Genomic DNA, 18,338 nt, shown 5'->3' with positions numbered 1-18,338 from the left:
ATTTGCATGCATCGTTCAGCGAGGGGGCGAATTATAGCCCTGCCCCGCGCGCCCCGCAAGCGCTAATTTGCAGTTGGGCAAATATTGCTGTGTGATATCGTAGCGCTGGCAATACCCTGCCACATCCACCTTGACTCCCATGCCTATCCCACACATCAACCCCACCGCCAATCCCGCCCTCGCCAGCGCCCTCGAACACGCCATCAATAGCAAGACCAAGCCGCTGGGCAGCCTGGGGCTACTGGAAACCCTGGCCCGCCAGATCGGCCTGATCCAGCAAAGCACGCAACTGGCATTGCACCAGCCGGCCATCATCGTTTTTGCGGCCGACCATGGCGTCGTCGCCGAAGGCATTTCCGCCTATCCACAAAGCGTGACCTGGCAAATGGTGGAAAATTTTCTGGCCGACGGCGCCGCCATCAATGTCTTTGCCCGTCAGAACAATTGCGCCTTGTATATAGTAGATGCGGGCGTCAACCACGACTTCGGCCCGCGCGAAGGCTTGCTCGACCGCAAGCAGGGTCCGGGCACGCGCAACTTTGCCAACGAAGCCGCCATGAGCCAGGAACAGTGCATCGCCGCCATGCAGGCGGGGATGGATCTGGTCGCCACGCTCGACGGCAATGTACTGGGCTTTGGCGAAATGGGCATCGGCAACACCACCGCCGCCGCCGCGCTGATGCACAAGCTGACGCAAACCCCCGTCGCCGACTGCGTGGGCGCCGGCACCGGCCTGTCCAAGGAAGGCATATTGCACAAGCAGCAGGTGATCGAAGCGGCCGTCGCGCATCATGCGGCACTCGATGAGCCACTCGACGTACTGGCCACCTTTGGCGGTTTCGAGATCGCCATGATGGCCGGCGCCATGCTGAAGGCGGCCGAACGGCGCATGATCTTGCTGATCGATGGCTTCATCGTCAGCAGCGCCTTGTTGGTGGCGGCCCGTTTGCAGCCCGCCATCCTCGATTACTGCGTGTTTTCGCACTGCTCCGATGAAAACGGCCACCGCCAGCTGCTGGCCAGCCTGGGCGCGCGCCCTCTGCTGCACCTCGATTTGCGCCTCGGCGAAGGCACGGGTTCGGCCCTGGCCTTGCCGCTGCTGCACGCGGCCGTCAACTTCATGCGCGAGATGGCGACCTTCGCCTCGGCCCAGGTCAGCGAAAAGTCCACGCCAGACTAAGACCATGAGCAACCCCGTTTCCGCCGCAGTCCATCAATGCCGCCTCTTCTTCATTGCGCTGCAGTTCTTCACGCGCCTGCCGATCCCGCGCTGGGTGGGTTTCGAGCCGGCCTGGCTGCAGCACGCCTCGCGCTACTTCCCGCTGGTCGGCGTGGTGGTGGCGGCCATTTCCGGCGCAGTGTATCTGCTGGCCAGCTGGCTCCTGCCTTCGGCGGTGGCCGTGCTGCTGGCCGTCGCCGCCGGCATTTATCTGACGGGCGCCTTCCATGAAGACGGCTTCGCCGACATGTGCGATGGCTTTGGCGGTGGGCTGACGCGCGAGCGGGTAATGGAAATCATGAAGGATTCGCGCATCGGCGCATATGGCGCCATCGGCATCATCTGCCTGCTCGCCATCAAATGCACGGCGCTCGCTTCGCTGCCACCTGCCACGCTGGTGGCGACATTATTCATCGCTCATCCTTTGTCTCGCCTGGCCGCCGTCTCGCTGATCTGGGTCATGGACTATGCGCGCGACGAAGGCAAGGCCAAGCCGATGGCGCAAGAAATGACTACCAAAGAGTTCATCATCGCCGCTACCTGCGCCCTGTTGCCCGCCATCGCCTGCGGCGTGCTGGGGATAGTTAACTGGGCCACGCTGGTCTTTGCCATCGTGGCGGCGACAGCTGCCGCATTCTGGCTGGGCCGCAAATGCCAGCGCCGCCTGCAAGGCTACACAGGCGACTGCCTGGGCGCCGTGCAACAGGTGGCGGAAGTGGCGATTTACCTGGCCATCCTGTCCAGCTTCCAGCATCCCATACGCTTCTATTAACATGCGACTGATTTTAGTGCGCCACCCAGCGCCGCAGGTGACCAGCGGCACCTGCTATGGCCGCAGCGACGTGGCGGTGGCGCCGCACGAAATGGCCACGGCGCGCGCCAGCCTGCAAGCAACGCTGCCAGCCGGCGTGCCGCTGTATGCCAGCCCGTTGCGCCGCTGCGCCGGCCTGGCGACAGCATTGGCGCAAGACCTGCCTTCCAGCGACTTGCGCTTCGACGCGCGGCTGGCCGAGATGGATTTCGGCGCGTGGGAAATGCAGCCCTGGCACGCGATTGCACGCGCGGACATCGATGCCTGGGCCGCCGATCTGGCCTGGTACCGCCCCGGCGGCGGCGAGAATGTGCTGGCGATGGCCGCCCGCGTCGATGCGTTTTTAGGCGATCTGTTGCGTGAACAACACGAAACGGCGGTCATCATCTGCCACGCGGGCACCATCCGCCTGCTGTCGGCACTGCAAGCCCGGCTGCCATTGGAGGAAACCGCCCTGCTGGCCGCCCGTTCCGCCCATAAAATCGCCTACGGCGCGACGGTTGTCGTCGATTTCTGATATCGAATCGTCCAGCCAGGCATTTCAGTCCACGCCCGCTGCACGTATAATGACGGGGTTTTGGTGCCCGCGTTCATGTCCATGAGCGCAGTTAAACGGGAAACACGATGCCGCTCCCGCGGCGAGCGTGTGCTGCCCCCGCAACGGTAAGCAAGTGTCGCCCCTCCCGACAGGAAGCGGACGACAAGCTATCTCTGACAACCACTGTGCTTGCAATCATCGAGCATGGGAAGGTGGGATAGCGGTACTTGCCAGCCCGGATACCGGCCAGGACAGGTGGAAGTGTGCGAACGGGGATGTTCGCGATCCGAATGGCCCATGGCCATCTTCGATCGTCATCTTCAGTTCCCACTTCTGTTCAATCTGGCCTACGGGGACGTCGGCTGGTTGCATATTACTTACTGAAAATTATCATGACCCATGCTGTTTCCCGCCACGCGGCCCTCACGTCGCTCGCGCTAGCCATTGCCGCGCCTGCCGCTTTCGCCCAAGCCACGCCAGATACCTTCGACCCGGTGATCGTTACCGCGACCCGCACTCCACAAAAAGCCAGCGAATTGCTGGCCGATACGAAAATCATCACCAGCGAAGAAATTGCCCGCTCGGGCGCTGGTTCCGTGACCGAATTGCTGCAAAAGCAGCGCGGCATCGAAGTGACGCGCAATGGCGGCGCAGGCACGGCGGCGTCGGTGTTCATTCGTGGCGCGAACAGTACTCAGAATATCGTTCTGGTGGACGGCATCCGCATCGGTTCCTCGACCCTGGGCACCGCCAACTGGAGCCCGGTTCCACTGGCCAATATCGACCGTATCGAGATCGTCTACGGCCCATTGAGCACCCTGTACGGTGCCGACGCCATCGGCGGCGTCATCCAGATTTTCACCAAAAAAGGCAGCGGCACGCCAGTGGTTGGCGCATCGGTCGGCTTTGGCAGCGATGCCACGCGTCAATATGACGCCAGCGTTTCAGGTGCAACCGGTGGCTACAATAGCCTCAGCTACTCGCTGAACGTCAGCAAGGAAAAAAGCGACGGCTTTTCGGCTACCAAACCAGGTAATTTCTCTTACAACGCCGACAAAGACGGCTACGACAAGAAAAGCGTCACGGGCCAGCTTGGCTTCCAGTTGGCCAAGGGGCACGACCTGGGCCTGGTGTTCATGAACAGCAAACTTGAAGCCCAGTACGACAGCGGCCCTGGCTACGATACGCGCAGCAATCAGAAACTGGAAAACATCGGCGTATTCATGAACAATGAATTCGTTCCAGGCTGGCACAGCAAGGTCCAAGTTGCCGAAGCACGCGACAAGGCCAACGAGGACACCTCTGCGGGCGCGGCCGGCAAGAGCTCTCTGGAAACCAAGCAATCGACTTTCGACTGGCAAAATGACATCGCCATCGGCATCGACACGCTGCAATTGCTGGCCAGCTACCGCAAGGAAGAAGTCGTCTCCAGCGCCAAGCCAATCTTGAATCGTGCCCGCGACACCAAGTCGCTGGCAGCGTCCTACACCATGAAGCGCGAGCAGCACCTGCTCAGCGCCAGCCTGCGTCGCGACAAGATGTCGGAAACCGGTTCGACCACCACTGGCAGCCTTGGTTACGGCTACCAGATCAACAATGCCTTGCGCGCTACCGCCAGCTATGGCACCAGCTTCCGCCAGCCCACCTACAATGAACTGTATTACCCAGGTTACGGCATTGCCAGCAACCGTCCTGAAAAAGGCCGCAATGCGGAAGTTGGCCTGCGCTACGATGATGGCAAGACGCAACTGAGCGCCGTGTACTATCACAATCGTGTGACCGATTTGCTGATTTATGCGGATACCTGCCCGGTTGAAGTGGCCACGCATCCGTTCGGCTGCGCCTACAACGTCAACAAGGCATTACTGGAAGGCATCACCCTGACCGGCCGCCGCAAGTTTGGCGACTTTGGCCTCAGCGGCAATATCGACCTGCAAGATCCACGCGATCAAACCCTGGACAAATCACTGGTGCGCCGCGCCAAGCGTCACGCCAACTTTGCAGCCGACTACAGCATCGGTCAACTGAACACAGGCGCCGAATGGCAATTGTCGGGCAAACGCTTTGAAAATCCTGCCAACACGACCAGCCTGGGCGGTTATGGCCTGGTCAACCTGTTCGCGACCTATCAAGTGGCACGTGACTGGTCGGTGCTGGCGCGCTGGAACAATATCACTGACAAGAAGTATGAACTGGCACGTAACTACAATACCGCCGGCTCCAACTTCTTCGTCGGCCTGCGTTACGGCTCGAAATAACCATGTTGTAATGATGTAAGCTGCGGGCGATGGCATGCCGCCGTCGCCCGCAGATGCAGTTCTGCAGTCCCCGTTTTTAAGGCAGTACATGCACCCATTTTTCCGCAACATGCGCCACCGCGCCACCGTGATCCTCACGGTGCTGATCGTGTGCGCAATTGCCAGCCTGATTTTCTCCGGCATGATCGGCTCGATCGCGATTCCGCTCGCCGACCTGCCTTCCGCCCTGTTCCATGTCGTGCAGGGCAAGACCGATACCCTCGCCGCCACCCTGCTCGACCTGCGCCTGGGCCGCGCGCTGACCGCCTTTGTCACCGGCGCGGCGCTGTCGCTGGCCGGCGTCATGATGCAGGCGCTGCTGCGCAACCCGTTGGCCGACCCGTACGTGTTGGGCATTTCCGCCGGCGCCTCAGTCGGCGCGCTGGCCGCGCTGCTGTTCATGTGCGCGCTGTGGGTGGTCGACGCGGCCGCCTTTGCCGGCGCCGTCGGCGTCTCCATGCTGCTGTATTTATTTGCCCGCCGCGACCTGCGCGGCGGCACGGCGGCCGAAGGCGGCGCCTCGCTCTTGCTGCTGACGGGCGTGATCCTGGCCTCGGCCTGCATGGCCATCGTCACGCTGATGCTCTCAATTGCCCCTGAAAGCCGCTTGCGCAGCATGGTGTTCTGGATGATCGGCGACCTGGCCGGCGCGCCCGCGCGGCTGATGCCCTGGCTGGTCCTGGCCGGTGCCCTGATCTTCGCCTTGCGCGGCGCGCGCTCGCTGAACGTCATGGCCCTGCACGCGGAAGCGGCCAGCACCCTGGGCGTGCGCGTGGGCGCCCTGCGCAAGGGTCTGTTCTTCTGTTCCGGCCTGCTCACGGCCAGCGCCGTCACCAGCGCCGGCAGCGTGGGTTTTGTCGGTCTGATCGTGCCGCATGCGCTGCGCTTTGCCTGCGGCCCCGATCATCGCCTGTTGATTCCCGCTGCCGCGCTGGCCGGCGGCACCTTCCTCGTACTGGCGGACACGTTGGCGCGCACCGTGCTCGCGCCCTTGCAACTGCCCGTCGGCGTCGTCACGGCCATGATAGGCGCGCCCGTCTTCCTGTACCAACTGCACCGATTGCGCAGGGGATGAAAAAAGCATGATCCGCACCTACCAACTCGGCCTGAAGGCAGGCACGCGCTCCCTGCTGGAAAACCTCACCTGGCACATCAGGGATGGCGAATGCTGGAGCGTGATCGGCCGCAATGGCGCGGGCAAGAGCACCTTGCTGCGCGCGCTGGCCGGTTTGCGCGAACCGGATGCGGGCCACGTGACGATACAGGGCCGCGCCCTGGTCGACTGGCCGCTGGAGGCGCTGGCGCGTGAACGGGCCTTCCTGGCGCAAGCGCGCCACGATGCGTTCTCGTACCGCGTCATCGAAACCGTGCTGTCGGCGCGCCACCCGTATCACGACAACCATTACTGGGAAGGCAGCGACGACCAGCGTATCGCCCTGGCGGCACTGGCATCGATGGAAGTGGAGCACCTGGCCGAACGCGACGTGCGCAGCCTGTCCGGCGGCGAACGCCAGCGCGTGGCCATCGCCGCCATGCTGGCACAGGACACGCCCCTGCTGCTGCTGGACGAGCCGGCCAATGCGCTGGACCTGGCGCACCAGGTCAGCGTCATGGGCCTGCTGTCGAAGCTGTGCCGCGAACAGAATAAAACCGTGGTGATGGTGGGACATGACCTGAACCTGGCGCACAGCGTCTCGACGCATGCACTGCTGCTGATGGGCGACGGCGGCTGGCTGGCCGGCTCCGTGGCCGAGGTGATGCAGGCGTCCATCCTGAGCGACTACCTGGGCCACCCTATCGAGATCATCGATCACGGCAAACGCAAGATATTCATACCCAAAGAGGATCAACAATGAGCGATAACATCAACGCGGACACCGCCGCTAATACCGCAGCTATAAATCAACGCCACCGCGTGCGCATGGAGCGCAAGAAGGCCATCATCGACGCGGCCATCGCCAAGGCCGACAAGGAAATCGGCATCATCATCGTCAACACGGGCAACGGCAAGGGCAAGAGTTCGAGCGGCTTCGGCATGGCCATCCGCGCCATGGGTCACGGCATGAAGGTAGGCGTGGTGCAGTTCATCAAGGGCGCCATGTCGACGGGCGAAGAAAAATTCCTGCGCCGCTTCCCCGACGAAATCAGCTTTCATGCGATGGGCGAAGGCTATACCTGGGAAACGCAGAACCGCGAACGCGACATCGAAAAAGCCGAACTGGCATGGGAGCAGGCAAAGACCTTCCTGGCCGACCCCAGCTACGGCCTGGTGCTGTTCGATGAACTCAATATCGCCCTCAAATACAACTACCTCGACGTGCATAAAGTCATCGCCGACCTGCTGGAACGCCCGGCCATGCAGCACGTGGTCATCACGGGCCGCGGCGCACCGGACGAACTGATCGCGATCGCCGACACCGTCACCGAGATGGCCGTCGTCAAGCATGCGTATGCGGCCGGCATCGGCGCGCAACTCGGCACCGAGTGGTAACGGCGCCATGACGCGCACCCTGGTCTTCGGCGGCGCCCGTTCGGGCAAGAGCGCCTATGCGGAAAAGCTGGCCCGCGAGTCGGGCAAGGAAGTGATCTACATCGCCACCGCGCAGGCTGGCGATGACGAGATGGCCACGCGCGTCAGGCACCACCGTGCGCAACGCCCGGCCGAGTGGGCGACACTGGAAGAACCTCTGCGCCTGGGCGACGCCATCCTGCGGGAAGCACAGTCCGGCCGGCTGCTGCTGGTCGACTGCCTGACCTTGTGGCTGACGAATTTGATGTTTTCCAGCGGCGAAACCTATCCGGACGTGGGCGACATTGCCCTGCCCGAACTGTTCCACAGCGAGCGCGCGCATCTGCTGTACGCGCTGGCCGAACTTGGCGATACCGATTGCGACCTTATTCTGGTATCGAACGAAGTGGGCATGGGCATCGTGCCGTATGGCGCCATTTCGCGCTGCTTCACCGATGAAGCGGGCCGCCTGAACCAGGCCGTGGCGGCCATCTGCGACAGGGCCGTGTTTGTCGCCGCCGGCCTGCCTCTGCACCTGAAGGGTGGTCCATGCTGAGCGGCCTGTCGCTGCCCATGCTGGCAGGCCTGATGACGGCCGGCGTGCTGCTCGATCTGATCCTGGGCGAGACGCGCCGCTGGCATCCGCTGGTGGGCTTTGGCCGCCTCGCCAGCGCGCTCGAACGCCTGCTGAACCGGGGCCGTGGGCGTTTTCTGCGCGGCGCGCTGGCGTGGTCGCTGGCCGTGCTCCCCCTCACCTGCCTCGCCGCGTGGCTGTGCGGCCTGGCCGGTGCGGCCCTGCACGTTTTTTTGCTGTATCTGTGCCTGGGCCTGCGCAGCCTGCGCGACCACAATCAACCTATCGCCGAGGCCCTGGCCATCGATGACCTGGACAACGCGCGCCTGCTGACGGCGCGCATCGTCAGCCGCGACACGGCCAACGCCGATGCGGCCAGCCTGGCCAAGGCCAGCACGGAGTCCTTGCTGGAAAACGGCAACGATGCCGTCTTCGGTACCCTGTTCTGGTTTGCCGTGGCGGGCGGCCCCGGCGCCGTGCTATTCAGGCTGGCCAATACCCTCGACGCGATGTGGGGCTACCGCAACGAACGTTATGACTGGTTTGGCTGCTGCGCCGCGCGCATCGACGACCTATTGAATTACCTGCCGGCGCGCCTGACGGCCCTGTCGTATGTCGTCATGGGCAAGACCATGGCGGATAAAAAACGCGCCTGGCAATGCTGGCGCAGGCAAGCCCCCAGCTGGGACAGTCCGAACGCGGGGCCCGTGATGGCCAGCGGCGCCGGCACCCTCGGCCTGGCCCTGGGTGGCGACGCCATCTACGACGGCGAGCTGGAACGCCGCCCGCCGCTGGGCGCCGGCCGTCCCGCCGAAGCGCGCGACATCGACCGCGCCTGGCGCCTGGTGGCCGAAACGGCCGTACTGTGGCTGATCTGGGTGGCGCTGCTGGCCGGGCTGTATTACCTGCGGGGGAAATACCTTGCTTGAACATGGCGGCAACCTGCGCGACGCCGCGCGCGAATATGGACGACCACTGGCCGACTGGATCGACCTGTCGACCGGCATCAATCCGCACGGTTATCCCGTGCCCGCCAGCAGCGCCAGCGCCTGGCACCGTCTGCCGGAAAGCGACCCGGCGCTGGCCGCCGCCGCCTGTGCCTACTATCACGCGCCAGCCATGCTGCCGGTGGCCGGCACGCAGGCGGCCATCCAGGCCTTGCCCCGGCTGCGCGCGCCGTCCTGCGTGGTCGTCGCCGCGCCCTCGTACGCGGAGCACGCGCACCACTGGGGCCAGCACGGCCACAGCTTGCGGCATGTAGCGTATGCGCAGCTGGCCAATGCGGTGGACAGCTGCGACGTGATGGTTGTCTGCAACCCGAACAACCCCACCGGCGCGCACATCGCGCCCGAGGTGCTGCTGGACTGGGCAAACAGGCTGGCCCAGCGCGGCGGCTGGCTGGTGGTCGATGAAGCGTTTGGCGACACGCAGGCGCAAGCCGGCCTGGGACAGCATGCGGGCCAGCCGGGGCTCATCGTGCTGCGCTCGGTCGGCAAATTCTTCGGCCTCGCGGGACTGCGCCTGGGCTTTGTCGCCGCCCATCCCGCGCTGCTCGGCAAGCTGGCCGACATGCTGGGGCCATGGACAGTCAGCGGCCCGGCGCAGCAAGTGGCCCTGGCCGCGCTGACCGACGCGCGCTGGCAGGCTGCGATGCGCCTGCGCCTGCGCGATGAAGGCGAACGCCTGCGCCAGCTGCTCGCCAGCCACGGCATCGCCAGCGGCGGTTGCGCGCTGTTTCAATGGTGGCCGGAAGAAGACGCCGAAGCCTTCTGGCGCCACATGGCGCAGCAGGGCATCTGGGTGCGCCTGTTCCGCCACGCCGCCTACGGCATCCGCCTGGGTTTGCCGCCGAACGAAGACGCCTGGCTCCAGCTGGAACAGGCACTCACCACATGGAAGAAGCTATGAACCACTTGAAAACAGCACTGCTGCTGGCGGGACTGATCTCGACCCATGCGCACGCCGCCATCACCGTGCGCGATGACGACGGCAATGCCGTCACCCTGGCCAGGCCCGCGCAGCGCATCCTGGCGCTGGCGCCGCACGTCACGGAGCTGCTGTTCGCAGCCGGTGGCGGCGAGAAGATCGCCGGTGTCGTCAGCTACAGCGACTATCCGGAAGCGGCAAAGAAGATCACGCAAGTGGGCGACAACCGCCAGTACGACATGGAACGCATCATCGCCCTGAAACCGGACCTGATCGTCGTGTGGATGCATGGCAGCGCCGAGCGCCAAATCGCCATGCTGCGCCAGCTGAAGGTGCCAATTTATCACAGCGAACCGCGCAAGCTGGCCGACATCCCGGACAGCATGGAACGCCTGGGCCAGCTGATGGGCACGGAAAAAACCGCCAAGCCGGCCGCCGCGCAACTGCGCGCCAAACTGGCCAGCCTGACGACCCGGTATGCGCAGCGCCCGCCCGTGCGCGTGTTTTACCAGGTATGGGACAAGCCCCTGTACACCTTGAGCGGCGCGAGCATCATCAGCGACTCCATGCGCGTGTGCGGCGCACAAAATATCTTTTCCGCGATGAAGGTGGTGGCGCCTGTCGTCACACCGGAAGGCGTGCTGCAGGAAGACCCGGAAGTCATTTTCGGCACCAGCGAAAAGAGCGACCCGCGCAGCGAAGGTGGCCTGGCCATGTGGCGCGCCTTCCCGTCGATGACGGCCGTGCGCAGGAATAATCTGTTCCGCCTGAATGGCGACCTGCTGAACCGCGCCGGCCCGCGCATGATCGAAGGCACGGCCGCCATGTGCGAACAGCTGGAACTTGCACGCCAGCGCCGCGGCAAGGCCGCTCAATGAGCCACTACCAGCGCATCGCCTGCCTGTCGACGGAAGCCGTGGAAACGCTGTATGCGCTGGGCGCCAAGGACGTCATCGCCGGCATTTCCGGCTTTACCGTGCGCCCGCCACGGGCGCGCGAGGAAAAGACCAAGATCAGCGGCTTTTCGTCCACGAATCTGGAACGCATCCTGGCAGTGAAACCGGATCTCGTGATCGGCTTTTGCGACATGCAGGCGGACATTTGCCGCGACCTGGTCAAGGCTGGCGTCGAAGTGCACCAGTTCAACCAGCGCACGGTGGACGGCATCCTGCGCATGATCGCCGTACTGGCCGCGCTGGTGCGGCGCGAGGACGCCGGCCGTGAACTGATCGCCAGCCTGCGCGCGGACATCGCCGCCGCCCGGGCCCGCGCCGCCGCCTGGACGCGCAAGCCCGTGATGTACTTTGAAGAGTGGAATGAGCCCCTGATGAGCGGCATCGGCTGGGCGGCGGAATTGATCGAGATCGCCGGCGGCACGGACGCCTTCCCGGAATTGTCCGCGCATCCGGGCGCGAAGGAGCGCATCATCGCCGACCCGCAGGAGGTGCTGCGGCGCGCGCCCGACATCATCCTCGCCAGTTGGTGCGGCAAGAAATTCCAGCCCGCGCAACTGGCGGCACGCCCGGGATGGGAGGCGATTCCCGCCGTGAAAAACCAGATGCTGTTCGAGATCAAGTCGCCCGATATCCTCTCGCCCGGTCCGGCGGCGATTACCGAAGGGCTGCGCCAGATCAGCGACATCATCGCGCAATGGCAGGAGCGCCAGCCATGAACACCCCCTTCCCCGTCCTGATGGTGCAAGGCACGACGTCCGATGCGGGCAAGAGCACCGTCGTCGCGGCCCTGTGCCGGTTGTTGAAGCGCCGCGGCGTGACGGTTGCGCCGTTCAAGCCGCAAAACATGGCCTTGAATAGCGCCGTGACGGCGGACGGCGGAGAAATCGGCCGCGCGCAAGCCTTGCAGGCACTGGCCTGCGGCATCGCGCCGCACACCGACATGAACCCGGTACTCTTGAAACCGTCGTCGAACACGGGCGCGCAGGTGATCATCCATGGCAGGGTGCGCGCCGAGATGGATGCGCGCGACTACCAGCAATATAAAACCATCGCCATGGGCGCCGTGCTGGAGTCGTTCGCGCGCCTGCGCCAGCAGTACGACGCCGTCATCGTCGAAGGCGCCGGCAGCCCCGCCGAAGTCAACCTGCGCGCGCGCGACATCGCCAACATGGGCTTTGCGGAAGCCGTCGACTGTCCCGTGATCCTGGTGGCCGACATCGACCGTGGCGGCGTCTTCGCGCACATCATCGGCACCCTGGCGTGTTTGTCCGACAGCGAGCGCGCGCGCATTGTCGGCTTTGTCATCAACCGCTTCCGCGGCGACATCTCCCTGCTACAACCCGGCATCGACTGGCTGGAGCAGCAAACTGGCAAGCCCGTGCTGGCCGTGCTGCCCTATCTGCAAGGCTTGTTCCTCGACGCGGAAGACGCCGTCGAAGCGATGCAGTCAGAACGCGGCGCCTTCAAGGTGCTGGTGCCGCAACTGCCGCGCATCAGCAACCACACGGATGTCGATGCGCTGCGCGCCCATCCCGGCATCGACCTGCAATTCATCCAACAAGGACAGCCGATTCCGCCGGCCGACCTGGTGATACTGCCCGGCAGCAAGAACACGCGCGGCGACCTGGCCTGGCTGCGGCAGCAGGGCTGGCCCGCCTATCTGGCGAAGCACCTGCGCTACGGCGGCAAGGTAATCGGCATTTGCGGCGGCTTCCAGATGCTGGGGCAGAGCGTGCGCGATCCGCTGGGCGTGGAAGGCGCGGCGGGAGAATCAACGGCACTGGGGCTGCTCGACATGGTGACTGAATTGACGGCGGAAAAACGCCTGCAGCAGGTGGCAGGGCACTGCGCGTTTGACGGCGCGGCCGACGCGCGCGTGGCAGGCTATGAAATCCACATGGGCGTCTCGCAGGGCGCCGCCCTGCGGCAACCGGCGTTCATGATCGATGGACGGCCCGAGGGGGCCGTATCGGGCGACGGGCAAATCCTCGGCAGCTATTTGCACGGCATGTTCGACACGCCCGCCGCGTGTTCGGCGCTGCTGCGCTGGGCCGGGCTGGACTCTGGCCACACGGTGGATACGGCCGCCCTGCGCGAGGCCAGCCTGGAACGCATCGCCGATGCGGCGCTGCCGTTGATGGATGCGTTGGAACGATTCCCGAGCTGATGGTGTTGTCGGGTTACGCCGTACCGGCTGACCCGACCTGCTTGCTGGATCACCTCAAACGCTAAGTAACCCCCAATAAATTATTGTGATTTCTGACTTCCATAACCGGCGCTCTGCGGCGTTGCTCACTGCTAGCAGTGCTCGCACTGCGTCGCAGCGAGCGCCTTGCATAGCATCCGGTTCTGTTCGTCATAAATTCACAATAATTTCCTGAGGATTACTTAGCTGCTATTTTTTTACGCACATGCCCATGTACGAACGGTCGGTCGAAAACTCGACCGCCATGCTCGACGACACGGGCATGAACATCGAATAATCGGCCGGCACGTCGGCCGGATCCTTGAACACGGCGATGCCATCGAAATCGACGGCTTGCGCGCCCAGGCCCAGCTTGTTGATGGTGATGGTTTCGGCGTGCGTCTTGCCAGCGGTGTTGTTGGTGATGGTGGCGGTGCTGCCGGCAACGACGATGTTCGCGCTGATGCCCGACGCCGCGCAGGCGTAACTGCCGGCGATTTCGGTGCCGATCTTTTGCTGTTTGGCCGCCACGATGGTGCCCACGCGCAACACGTTCTGCTGGTTGCGGCTGTAGCGGTCGATGAACAGCGCCAGCCCCCGGTCCCCCGCATGCACGTGCACGATGCCGAAGTCCTGGCCACCCTGGCGAGCGACGAGCAAGCCGGTCTTCGCATCCTTGACCAGGGTCAGGCTGGCGTTTTCCGCTTCCAGCTGCGGCGATACCGCGGAGCACACGCCTTGCGCGTTGAACACGCCGCCATTGCACAGTTGGGCCGCTCCGTCAGCTGCGATCTTGAGACTGCCTTTCGGATTGAAGCGGTCAGCGCCGTTCGAGGCATTGCGCATGGCACCCAGGAAAATATAGTTGCCGGCCAGCTTGGCCACGTCACCCACCGCATAGCCGCTGCCGCTGACGGTCGAGACCATGTTACCCAATTTGATATTGCCCGACAGCAGACGCGTGCGCGCATCGACGGTAACGCTGAAATCCGTTGCCGTGTAGGTGGTCAGATTACCGGTGGTGACAGCGCTGAACGTGCCGCTGCGGTCGCTCAAGCCGAACTGCGTCGACAAGACACGGATGGCATAGGTTTTCTTGACGCTGTCAAACGTGATGCGCCAGGTGTCGCCGATATCGGCGGCCACGTCATACACGCTTTCGTCAGCGCTGGCACCGGCAATGACATTCAGGCCAGCCTCTTTCGCCACGGCTTCCGATGCCACCGTCACGCTGTCGGCGGGGACGACGGGAGGCGTCACCACGACAGGTGGTGTGACCACGACGGGTGGCGTGACCGGTGCTTCCGGCGTACCGCCATCGCTGCCGCCACCGCATGCGGACAGGGCCGCGCCCAGAACAAGGAACGTAAGTGCATTTTTCATGTAGTGTGACTTTCGGAAAAAGAGGAGGCCGGAGCTGCCAGAAACACATCCTAGCCTTGCCCGCAATCTATTGCCATGGAACAAATGTTCCATGGACGCCTCCCCCCGCACGCTGCCAGAATGACGGGCACGGGCGGCACGCCTGCGCCATTTATGTGACAATTCATCGTACTGTCGGCTCCGTTCTTCCTCCTCAGGCTCACATCCATGACCAGTTCCCCGATTAAAAGCTACCTTCCCTGGGTGGTCGCCACTGCCCTGTTCATGGAGCAACTCGACTCCACCATCGTCAACACCGCCATCCCCGCCATGGCCGCCAGCCTGCAGGTGACGCCGCTGAGCCTGAAGGCCGTCGTCACCAGCTACATCCTGAGCCTGGCCGTGTGCATTCCCATCAGCGGCTGGATGGCCGACCGCTTCGGCACGCGGCGCGTGTTTTCCGCCGCCGTTGCCATCTTTACCCTCGCCTCCATCCTGTGCGGCCTGTCCGTGAATGCGCCCATGCTGGTGGCCGCGCGCCTGCTGCAAGGGGTGGGCGCGGCCATGATGATGCCGGTGGGCAGGCTCACCATCATCCGCACCTTTCCCAAGTCGCAATTGCTGGCGGCCATGAACTTCGTCATCATCCCCGCCCTGATCGGCCCCCTGCTGGGGCCTACCGTGGGCGGGCTGATCGTGCACTGGCTGTCGTGGCGCGAGATTTTCTTCGTCAACGTGCCTGTCGGCCTGGTGGCGCTGTACCTGGCGCACCGCTACATGCCCGATTACTATGGCGACAAGCCCCGTCCGCTGGACCTGATCGGCCTGGTGCTGTTCGGCACGGGCATCGCGCTGCTGTCGTGGCTGCTGGAAATTTTCGGAGAACATCGCATCGATGCCACCTCGTTTGCTGTGCTGCTGCTCATTTCCGTCAGCCTGCTGGCCGCGTACGCCTGGCATTCGAGCGAAGTGCTGCACCCGCTGCTGCGCCTGACCCTGTTCAAGATCCGCACCTTCCGCGTCTCCGTGGTGGGCGGCTTCGTCACGCGCCTGGGCGTGGGCGGCCTGCCCTTCCTGTTGCCGCTGCTGTACCAGCTGGGCCTGGGCTTGCCCGCCTGGCAATCGGGCTTGCTGATGATGCCGTCGGCGGCGGCCGCCATGGGCATGAAATTCATTTCCGCGCGCGTGCTGGCCCGCTTCGGCTACCGCCAGGTGCTGATCGTCAATACCGTGCTGATCGGCATCACCATCGCCATGTTTTCGCAGGTGGGCGCGGGCACGCCCCTGTACGTGATCGTCGGCATCAGCCTGTGCATGGGCTTTTTCAATTCACTGCAATTTTCCAGCATGAACACCATCGCGTATGCCGATGTCGACAAGAGCGACTCCAGCATGGCCAGCACCATCGCCAGCTCGATGCAGCAACTGTCGATGAGCTTTGGCCTCGCCTTCGGTTCGCTGATCACGGGCTGGTACCTGGGCGACATGCCGCAGTCGGACCGCGCCATGCTCAGCACCGCCCTGCACCACACCTTCCTGACCCTGGCCGCCCTGACGGTACTGTCCTCGCTGACCTTCTGGACCCTGCGCCGCGACGATGGCGAAAGCATCAGCAAGGGCACGGACAGCGACGAGGAAGAGGCGGCCGACGTGAAGGCCCAGGCCCTGGTACAGACGGAAGTACAAATCACAAAAGGCTGAGCCACCTCAAGCTTGCCGCCGGCGCCGCTGGTGCTTTTTCCTGACGCTGCTACCGTGACGGCAGGAGGTGCACATGGCGGCCGAGCGGCGCTTTGCATGGAAGGGCACGGACCGTCATGGCCACGCGGTCGATGGCATCGTGCGCGCCGCCGACGCCGGCGCGGCCACGCTCGCGCTACGACGCCAGGGCATCCTGGCCTCCCGGGTTCAGGCTGTGCGCGCCGCGCCCGGCAAGGCCATCACGCGCAAGGATATCGCCCTGTTCACGCGCCAGCTGTCGACCATGATGGCGGCCGGCGTGCCGCTGCTGCACGCCTTCGACATCGCCGGCAAGGGCCACGCCAAACCCGCCGTCACCGAATTGATGCGCGACTTGCGCCACGCCATCGAAGCGGGCAGCAGCCTGCAGCAGGCATTCCGCCAGTTCCCCCTGCTGTTCGACGAGCTGTATTGCAAGCTGCTGGCGGCAGGCGAACAGGCCGGCATCGTGCAGGATTTGCTGGCACGCCTGGCAACGCACCAGGAAAAAGCCATCGCCCTGCGGCGGCAAGTGCGCGGCGCGCTGATGTATCCGCTGGTCATCGTGCTCGTCGCCATCGCTGTCACGGCCATCATCATGAGCGTAGTCGTGCCCGCCTTCCGCCAGGTATTCGACAGCTTCGGCGCACCTTTGCCGCTGCCCACCCTGCTCGTCATGGACTTATCCGCTTTTGTTGTCCGCTACTGGCTGGCTCTGTTGGCGGCGCTCGTGCTCGCTTGCCTGCTGCTGCACCTGGCCTGGCGCCGCTGGCCCGCCTTGCGGCGCAACACGCAACTGCGGGCATTGCGCCTGCCCGTCTTCGGCCCCCTCTTGCGCAAGGCGGCGATCGCCCGCTGGACGCGCACCCTGGCCGCCATGTTTGCCGCCGGCGTGCCGCTGCTCGACTCGCTCGGCCTGGTGGGCGCCGCCTCCGGCCACGCGCAGTACCAGGAAGCGACGACGCGCATCGAGCGTGAAATCCGCGCCGGCGGCAGCCTGGCCCTGGCCATGGAGCACAGCGGCATGTTTCCCCCGCTGCTGACGCAACTGGCCCTGATCGGCGAGGAATCGGGCGCGCTCGACGCCATGCTGTCGCGCGCGGCCGACATCATCGAGGCCGACATCGACGCCACCGTGGCCACCCTGTCCACGCTGCTGGAACCGGCGCTGATGGTGGTGCTGGGCGTGCTGGTCGGCGCCCTCGTGATCGCCTTGTATCTGCCGATTTTCAAGCTGGGCGCCGTGATTTGACTGCACCCTGCGCAAAACATCCCCATGTGCTGGCAGATGTTTTACACTGCGGCAGTGCCAGGCAATGTTTGCGCGGCAACATCATCACCTCAGACAAATCCACCATGCTGCAAGATACCCTGCTGTTCGCCGCCCCCGGCAACCTGCCCGTCGCCCTCGTCGCAGCCCTGTTCGGCCTGATCGTCGGCAGCTTCCTCAACGTGGTGATCCACCGCGTGCCGAAAATGATGCAGCGCGAATCCGATAATTATGTGGCGGAAGAAAGCGGCCTGCCCTTGCCGCATACGGACCGCTACAACCTGATGCTGCCGCACTCGAACTGTACCGCTTGCGGCCACCGCATCACGGCCATGGAGAACATCCCTGTCATCAGTTACCTGCTGCTGCGCGGCAAGTGCAGCGCCTGCAAGGCCCCCATCTCCGTACGCTATCCGCTGGTGGAACTGCTGACGGGCGCGCTGTCGGCGCTCCTGATCTGGCACTTCGGCAGCGGCTGGACGGGCCTGGCCACGCTCGTGTTTGCCTGGCTGCTGATCGCCATGACCTTCATCGATGCTGACACGCAAATGCTGCCCGACGACCTGACCTTCCCGCTGCTGTGGGCAGGCTTGCTGGTGAATATCAACGGCACCTTCGTGCCCCTGCAAGACGCCGTCATCGGTGCGGCCGCCGGCTACCTGGCCCTGTGGGCCGTGTACTGGGCCTTCAAGCTGGCGACAGGCAAGGAGGGAATGGGCTATGGTGACTTCAAATTGCTGGCGGCGCTCGGTGCGTGGCTGGGCTGGACCATGTTGCCGACGATTATATTGTTGTCGTCGCTGGTCGGCGCCGTGGTTGGCATCGGCCTGATCGTCTTCGCCAGGCGCGGGCGCGACAAGCCGATTCCGTTCGGCCCCTACCTGGCGGCGGCGGGCCTGATCGCCCTCTTGTACCGCACGCCCCTGTCGCAGCTGACGCTGGGCCTGGCCGGCTGACCTGCCCCTTATGGAT

Annotated in this window: 17 protein-coding genes and 1 riboswitch; of the genes, 16 read left to right on the top strand and 1 reads right to left on the bottom strand. The window is 64.3% G+C overall.

Translation table 11 applies throughout. The features are described from left to right. The first annotated feature begins 139 nt into the window (after positions 1-139). The 13 genes from cobT to K0F86_RS15105 all read left to right on the top strand — a co-directional run bounded on the left by cobT (position 140) and on the right by K0F86_RS15105 (position 12,997). Positions 140-1,180, top strand: coding sequence for a nicotinate-nucleotide--dimethylbenzimidazole phosphoribosyltransferase (gene cobT, locus K0F86_RS15165; RefSeq protein WP_219135137.1), 1,041 nt, complete (start codon positions 140-142; stop codon positions 1,178-1,180). 4 nt (positions 1,181-1,184) lie between these two features. After that, positions 1,185-1,991 carry an adenosylcobinamide-GDP ribazoletransferase gene (locus K0F86_RS15160; protein ID WP_219135136.1) on the top strand — a complete coding sequence of 269 codons (807 nt, stop codon included), beginning with the start codon at positions 1,185-1,187 and terminating at the stop codon, positions 1,989-1,991. Position 1,992: 1 nt separating this feature from the next. Further along, positions 1,993-2,547 (top strand): histidine phosphatase family protein, encoded by a 555-nt coding sequence (locus K0F86_RS15155; protein ID WP_219135135.1) that lies wholly within the window; start codon positions 1,993-1,995, stop codon positions 2,545-2,547. A gap of 44 nt (positions 2,548-2,591) precedes the next feature. Beyond that, positions 2,592-2,834, top strand: a riboswitch (cobalamin riboswitch). A 126-nt stretch (positions 2,835-2,960) separates the two neighbouring features. Next, positions 2,961-4,826 (top strand): TonB-dependent receptor domain-containing protein, encoded by a 1,866-nt coding sequence (locus K0F86_RS15150; protein ID WP_219135134.1) that lies wholly within the window; start codon positions 2,961-2,963, stop codon positions 4,824-4,826. A gap of 88 nt (positions 4,827-4,914) precedes the next feature. Continuing rightward, positions 4,915-5,940, top strand: coding sequence for an iron ABC transporter permease (locus K0F86_RS15145; protein ID WP_219135133.1), 1,026 nt, complete (start codon positions 4,915-4,917; stop codon positions 5,938-5,940). 7 nt (positions 5,941-5,947) lie between these two features. Continuing rightward, positions 5,948-6,721: an ABC transporter ATP-binding protein gene (locus K0F86_RS15140; RefSeq protein ID WP_219135131.1), complete on the top strand. Its 774-nt coding sequence runs from the start codon at positions 5,948-5,950 to the stop codon at positions 6,719-6,721. After that, entirely contained in the window at positions 6,718-7,356 is a 639-nt protein-coding gene (gene cobO / locus K0F86_RS15135) for a cob(I)yrinic acid a,c-diamide adenosyltransferase (RefSeq protein ID WP_219135130.1), read from the top strand. The genes K0F86_RS15140 and cobO overlap by 4 nt, the downstream gene beginning before the upstream one ends. Before the next feature lie 7 nt (positions 7,357-7,363). Further along, a complete protein-coding gene (gene cobU, locus K0F86_RS15130) occupies positions 7,364-7,930 on the top strand; it encodes a bifunctional adenosylcobinamide kinase/adenosylcobinamide-phosphate guanylyltransferase (RefSeq protein ID WP_219135129.1) in 567 nt (188 codons plus the stop codon). Next, positions 7,924-8,877, top strand: coding sequence for an adenosylcobinamide-phosphate synthase CbiB (gene cbiB / locus K0F86_RS15125; protein WP_219135128.1), 954 nt, complete (start codon positions 7,924-7,926; stop codon positions 8,875-8,877). Before cobU ends, cbiB begins: the two co-directional genes overlap by 7 nt. After that, the gene (cobD, locus tag K0F86_RS15120) at positions 8,870-9,856 is read left to right on the top strand and encodes a threonine-phosphate decarboxylase CobD (protein WP_219135126.1); all 987 of its coding nucleotides are present in this window, start codon (positions 8,870-8,872) and stop codon (positions 9,854-9,856) included. The genes cbiB and cobD overlap by 8 nt, the downstream gene beginning before the upstream one ends. Next, positions 9,853-10,752, top strand: a complete 900-nt coding sequence (locus K0F86_RS15115) for a cobalamin-binding protein (protein WP_219135125.1) — start codon at positions 9,853-9,855, stop codon at positions 10,750-10,752. Before cobD ends, K0F86_RS15115 begins: the two co-directional genes overlap by 4 nt. Then, on the top strand, positions 10,749-11,546 hold the full coding sequence (locus K0F86_RS15110) for an ABC transporter substrate-binding protein (RefSeq protein ID WP_219135124.1): 798 nt from the start codon (positions 10,749-10,751) through the stop codon (positions 11,544-11,546). The genes K0F86_RS15115 and K0F86_RS15110 overlap by 4 nt, the downstream gene beginning before the upstream one ends. Further along, positions 11,543-12,997, top strand: coding sequence for a cobyric acid synthase (locus tag K0F86_RS15105; protein WP_219135123.1), 1,455 nt, complete (start codon positions 11,543-11,545; stop codon positions 12,995-12,997). The genes K0F86_RS15110 and K0F86_RS15105 overlap by 4 nt, the downstream gene beginning before the upstream one ends. A 228-nt stretch (positions 12,998-13,225) precedes the next feature. Here the strand turns inward: K0F86_RS15105 and K0F86_RS15100 are convergent, their stop codons facing one another. Beyond that, positions 13,226-14,398, bottom strand: a complete 1,173-nt coding sequence (locus tag K0F86_RS15100) for a hypothetical protein (protein ID WP_219135122.1) — start codon at positions 14,396-14,398, stop codon at positions 13,226-13,228. A 207-nt stretch (positions 14,399-14,605) separates the two neighbouring features. Here K0F86_RS15100 and K0F86_RS15095 point away from each other — a divergent pair, with 207 nt between their 5' ends. The 3 genes from K0F86_RS15095 (at position 14,606) to K0F86_RS15085 (ending at position 18,322) form a co-directional block, all read left to right on the top strand. Continuing rightward, the gene (locus tag K0F86_RS15095; protein ID WP_257572164.1) at positions 14,606-16,078 is read left to right on the top strand and encodes a DHA2 family efflux MFS transporter permease subunit; all 1,473 of its coding nucleotides are present in this window, start codon (positions 14,606-14,608) and stop codon (positions 16,076-16,078) included. 73 nt (positions 16,079-16,151) lie between these two features. Further along, positions 16,152-17,348 (top strand): type II secretion system F family protein, encoded by a 1,197-nt coding sequence (locus tag K0F86_RS15090; protein WP_219135120.1) that lies wholly within the window; start codon positions 16,152-16,154, stop codon positions 17,346-17,348. Positions 17,349-17,452: 104 nt separating this feature from the next. Then, positions 17,453-18,322, top strand: a complete 870-nt coding sequence (locus tag K0F86_RS15085; RefSeq protein WP_219135119.1) for an A24 family peptidase — start codon at positions 17,453-17,455, stop codon at positions 18,320-18,322. Positions 18,323-18,338 lie beyond the last annotated feature (16 nt).

Source organism: Janthinobacterium sp. UMAB-60, from assembly GCF_900095235.1.
GTDB lineage: Bacteria > Pseudomonadota > Gammaproteobacteria > Burkholderiales > Burkholderiaceae_D > Janthinobacterium.
This window is presented reverse-complemented; position numbering and strand designations above follow the sequence as displayed.

Coding starts and splice junctions, on each gene's coding strand:
- cobT (WP_219135137.1), top strand. CDS start 140: ATGCCTATCCCACACATCAACCCCACCGCCAATCCCGCCCTCGCCAGC.
- K0F86_RS15160 (WP_219135136.1), top strand. CDS start 1,185: ATGAGCAACCCCGTTTCCGCCGCAGTCCATCAATGCCGCCTCTTCTTC.
- K0F86_RS15155 (WP_219135135.1), top strand. CDS start 1,993: ATGCGACTGATTTTAGTGCGCCACCCAGCGCCGCAGGTGACCAGCGGC.
- K0F86_RS15150 (WP_219135134.1), top strand. CDS start 2,961: ATGACCCATGCTGTTTCCCGCCACGCGGCCCTCACGTCGCTCGCGCTA.
- K0F86_RS15145 (WP_219135133.1), top strand. CDS start 4,915: ATGCACCCATTTTTCCGCAACATGCGCCACCGCGCCACCGTGATCCTC.
- K0F86_RS15140 (WP_219135131.1), top strand. CDS start 5,948: ATGATCCGCACCTACCAACTCGGCCTGAAGGCAGGCACGCGCTCCCTG.
- cobO (WP_219135130.1), top strand. CDS start 6,718: ATGAGCGATAACATCAACGCGGACACCGCCGCTAATACCGCAGCTATA.
- cobU (WP_219135129.1), top strand. CDS start 7,364: ATGACGCGCACCCTGGTCTTCGGCGGCGCCCGTTCGGGCAAGAGCGCC.
- cbiB (WP_219135128.1), top strand. CDS start 7,924: ATGCTGAGCGGCCTGTCGCTGCCCATGCTGGCAGGCCTGATGACGGCC.
- K0F86_RS15115 (WP_219135125.1), top strand. CDS start 9,853: ATGAACCACTTGAAAACAGCACTGCTGCTGGCGGGACTGATCTCGACC.
- K0F86_RS15110 (WP_219135124.1), top strand. CDS start 10,749: ATGAGCCACTACCAGCGCATCGCCTGCCTGTCGACGGAAGCCGTGGAA.
- K0F86_RS15105 (WP_219135123.1), top strand. CDS start 11,543: ATGAACACCCCCTTCCCCGTCCTGATGGTGCAAGGCACGACGTCCGAT.
- K0F86_RS15100 (WP_219135122.1), bottom strand. CDS start 14,398: ATGAAAAATGCACTTACGTTCCTTGTTCTGGGCGCGGCCCTGTCCGCA.
- K0F86_RS15095 (WP_257572164.1), top strand. CDS start 14,606: ATGACCAGTTCCCCGATTAAAAGCTACCTTCCCTGGGTGGTCGCCACT.
- K0F86_RS15090 (WP_219135120.1), top strand. CDS start 16,152: ATGGCGGCCGAGCGGCGCTTTGCATGGAAGGGCACGGACCGTCATGGC.
- K0F86_RS15085 (WP_219135119.1), top strand. CDS start 17,453: ATGCTGCAAGATACCCTGCTGTTCGCCGCCCCCGGCAACCTGCCCGTC.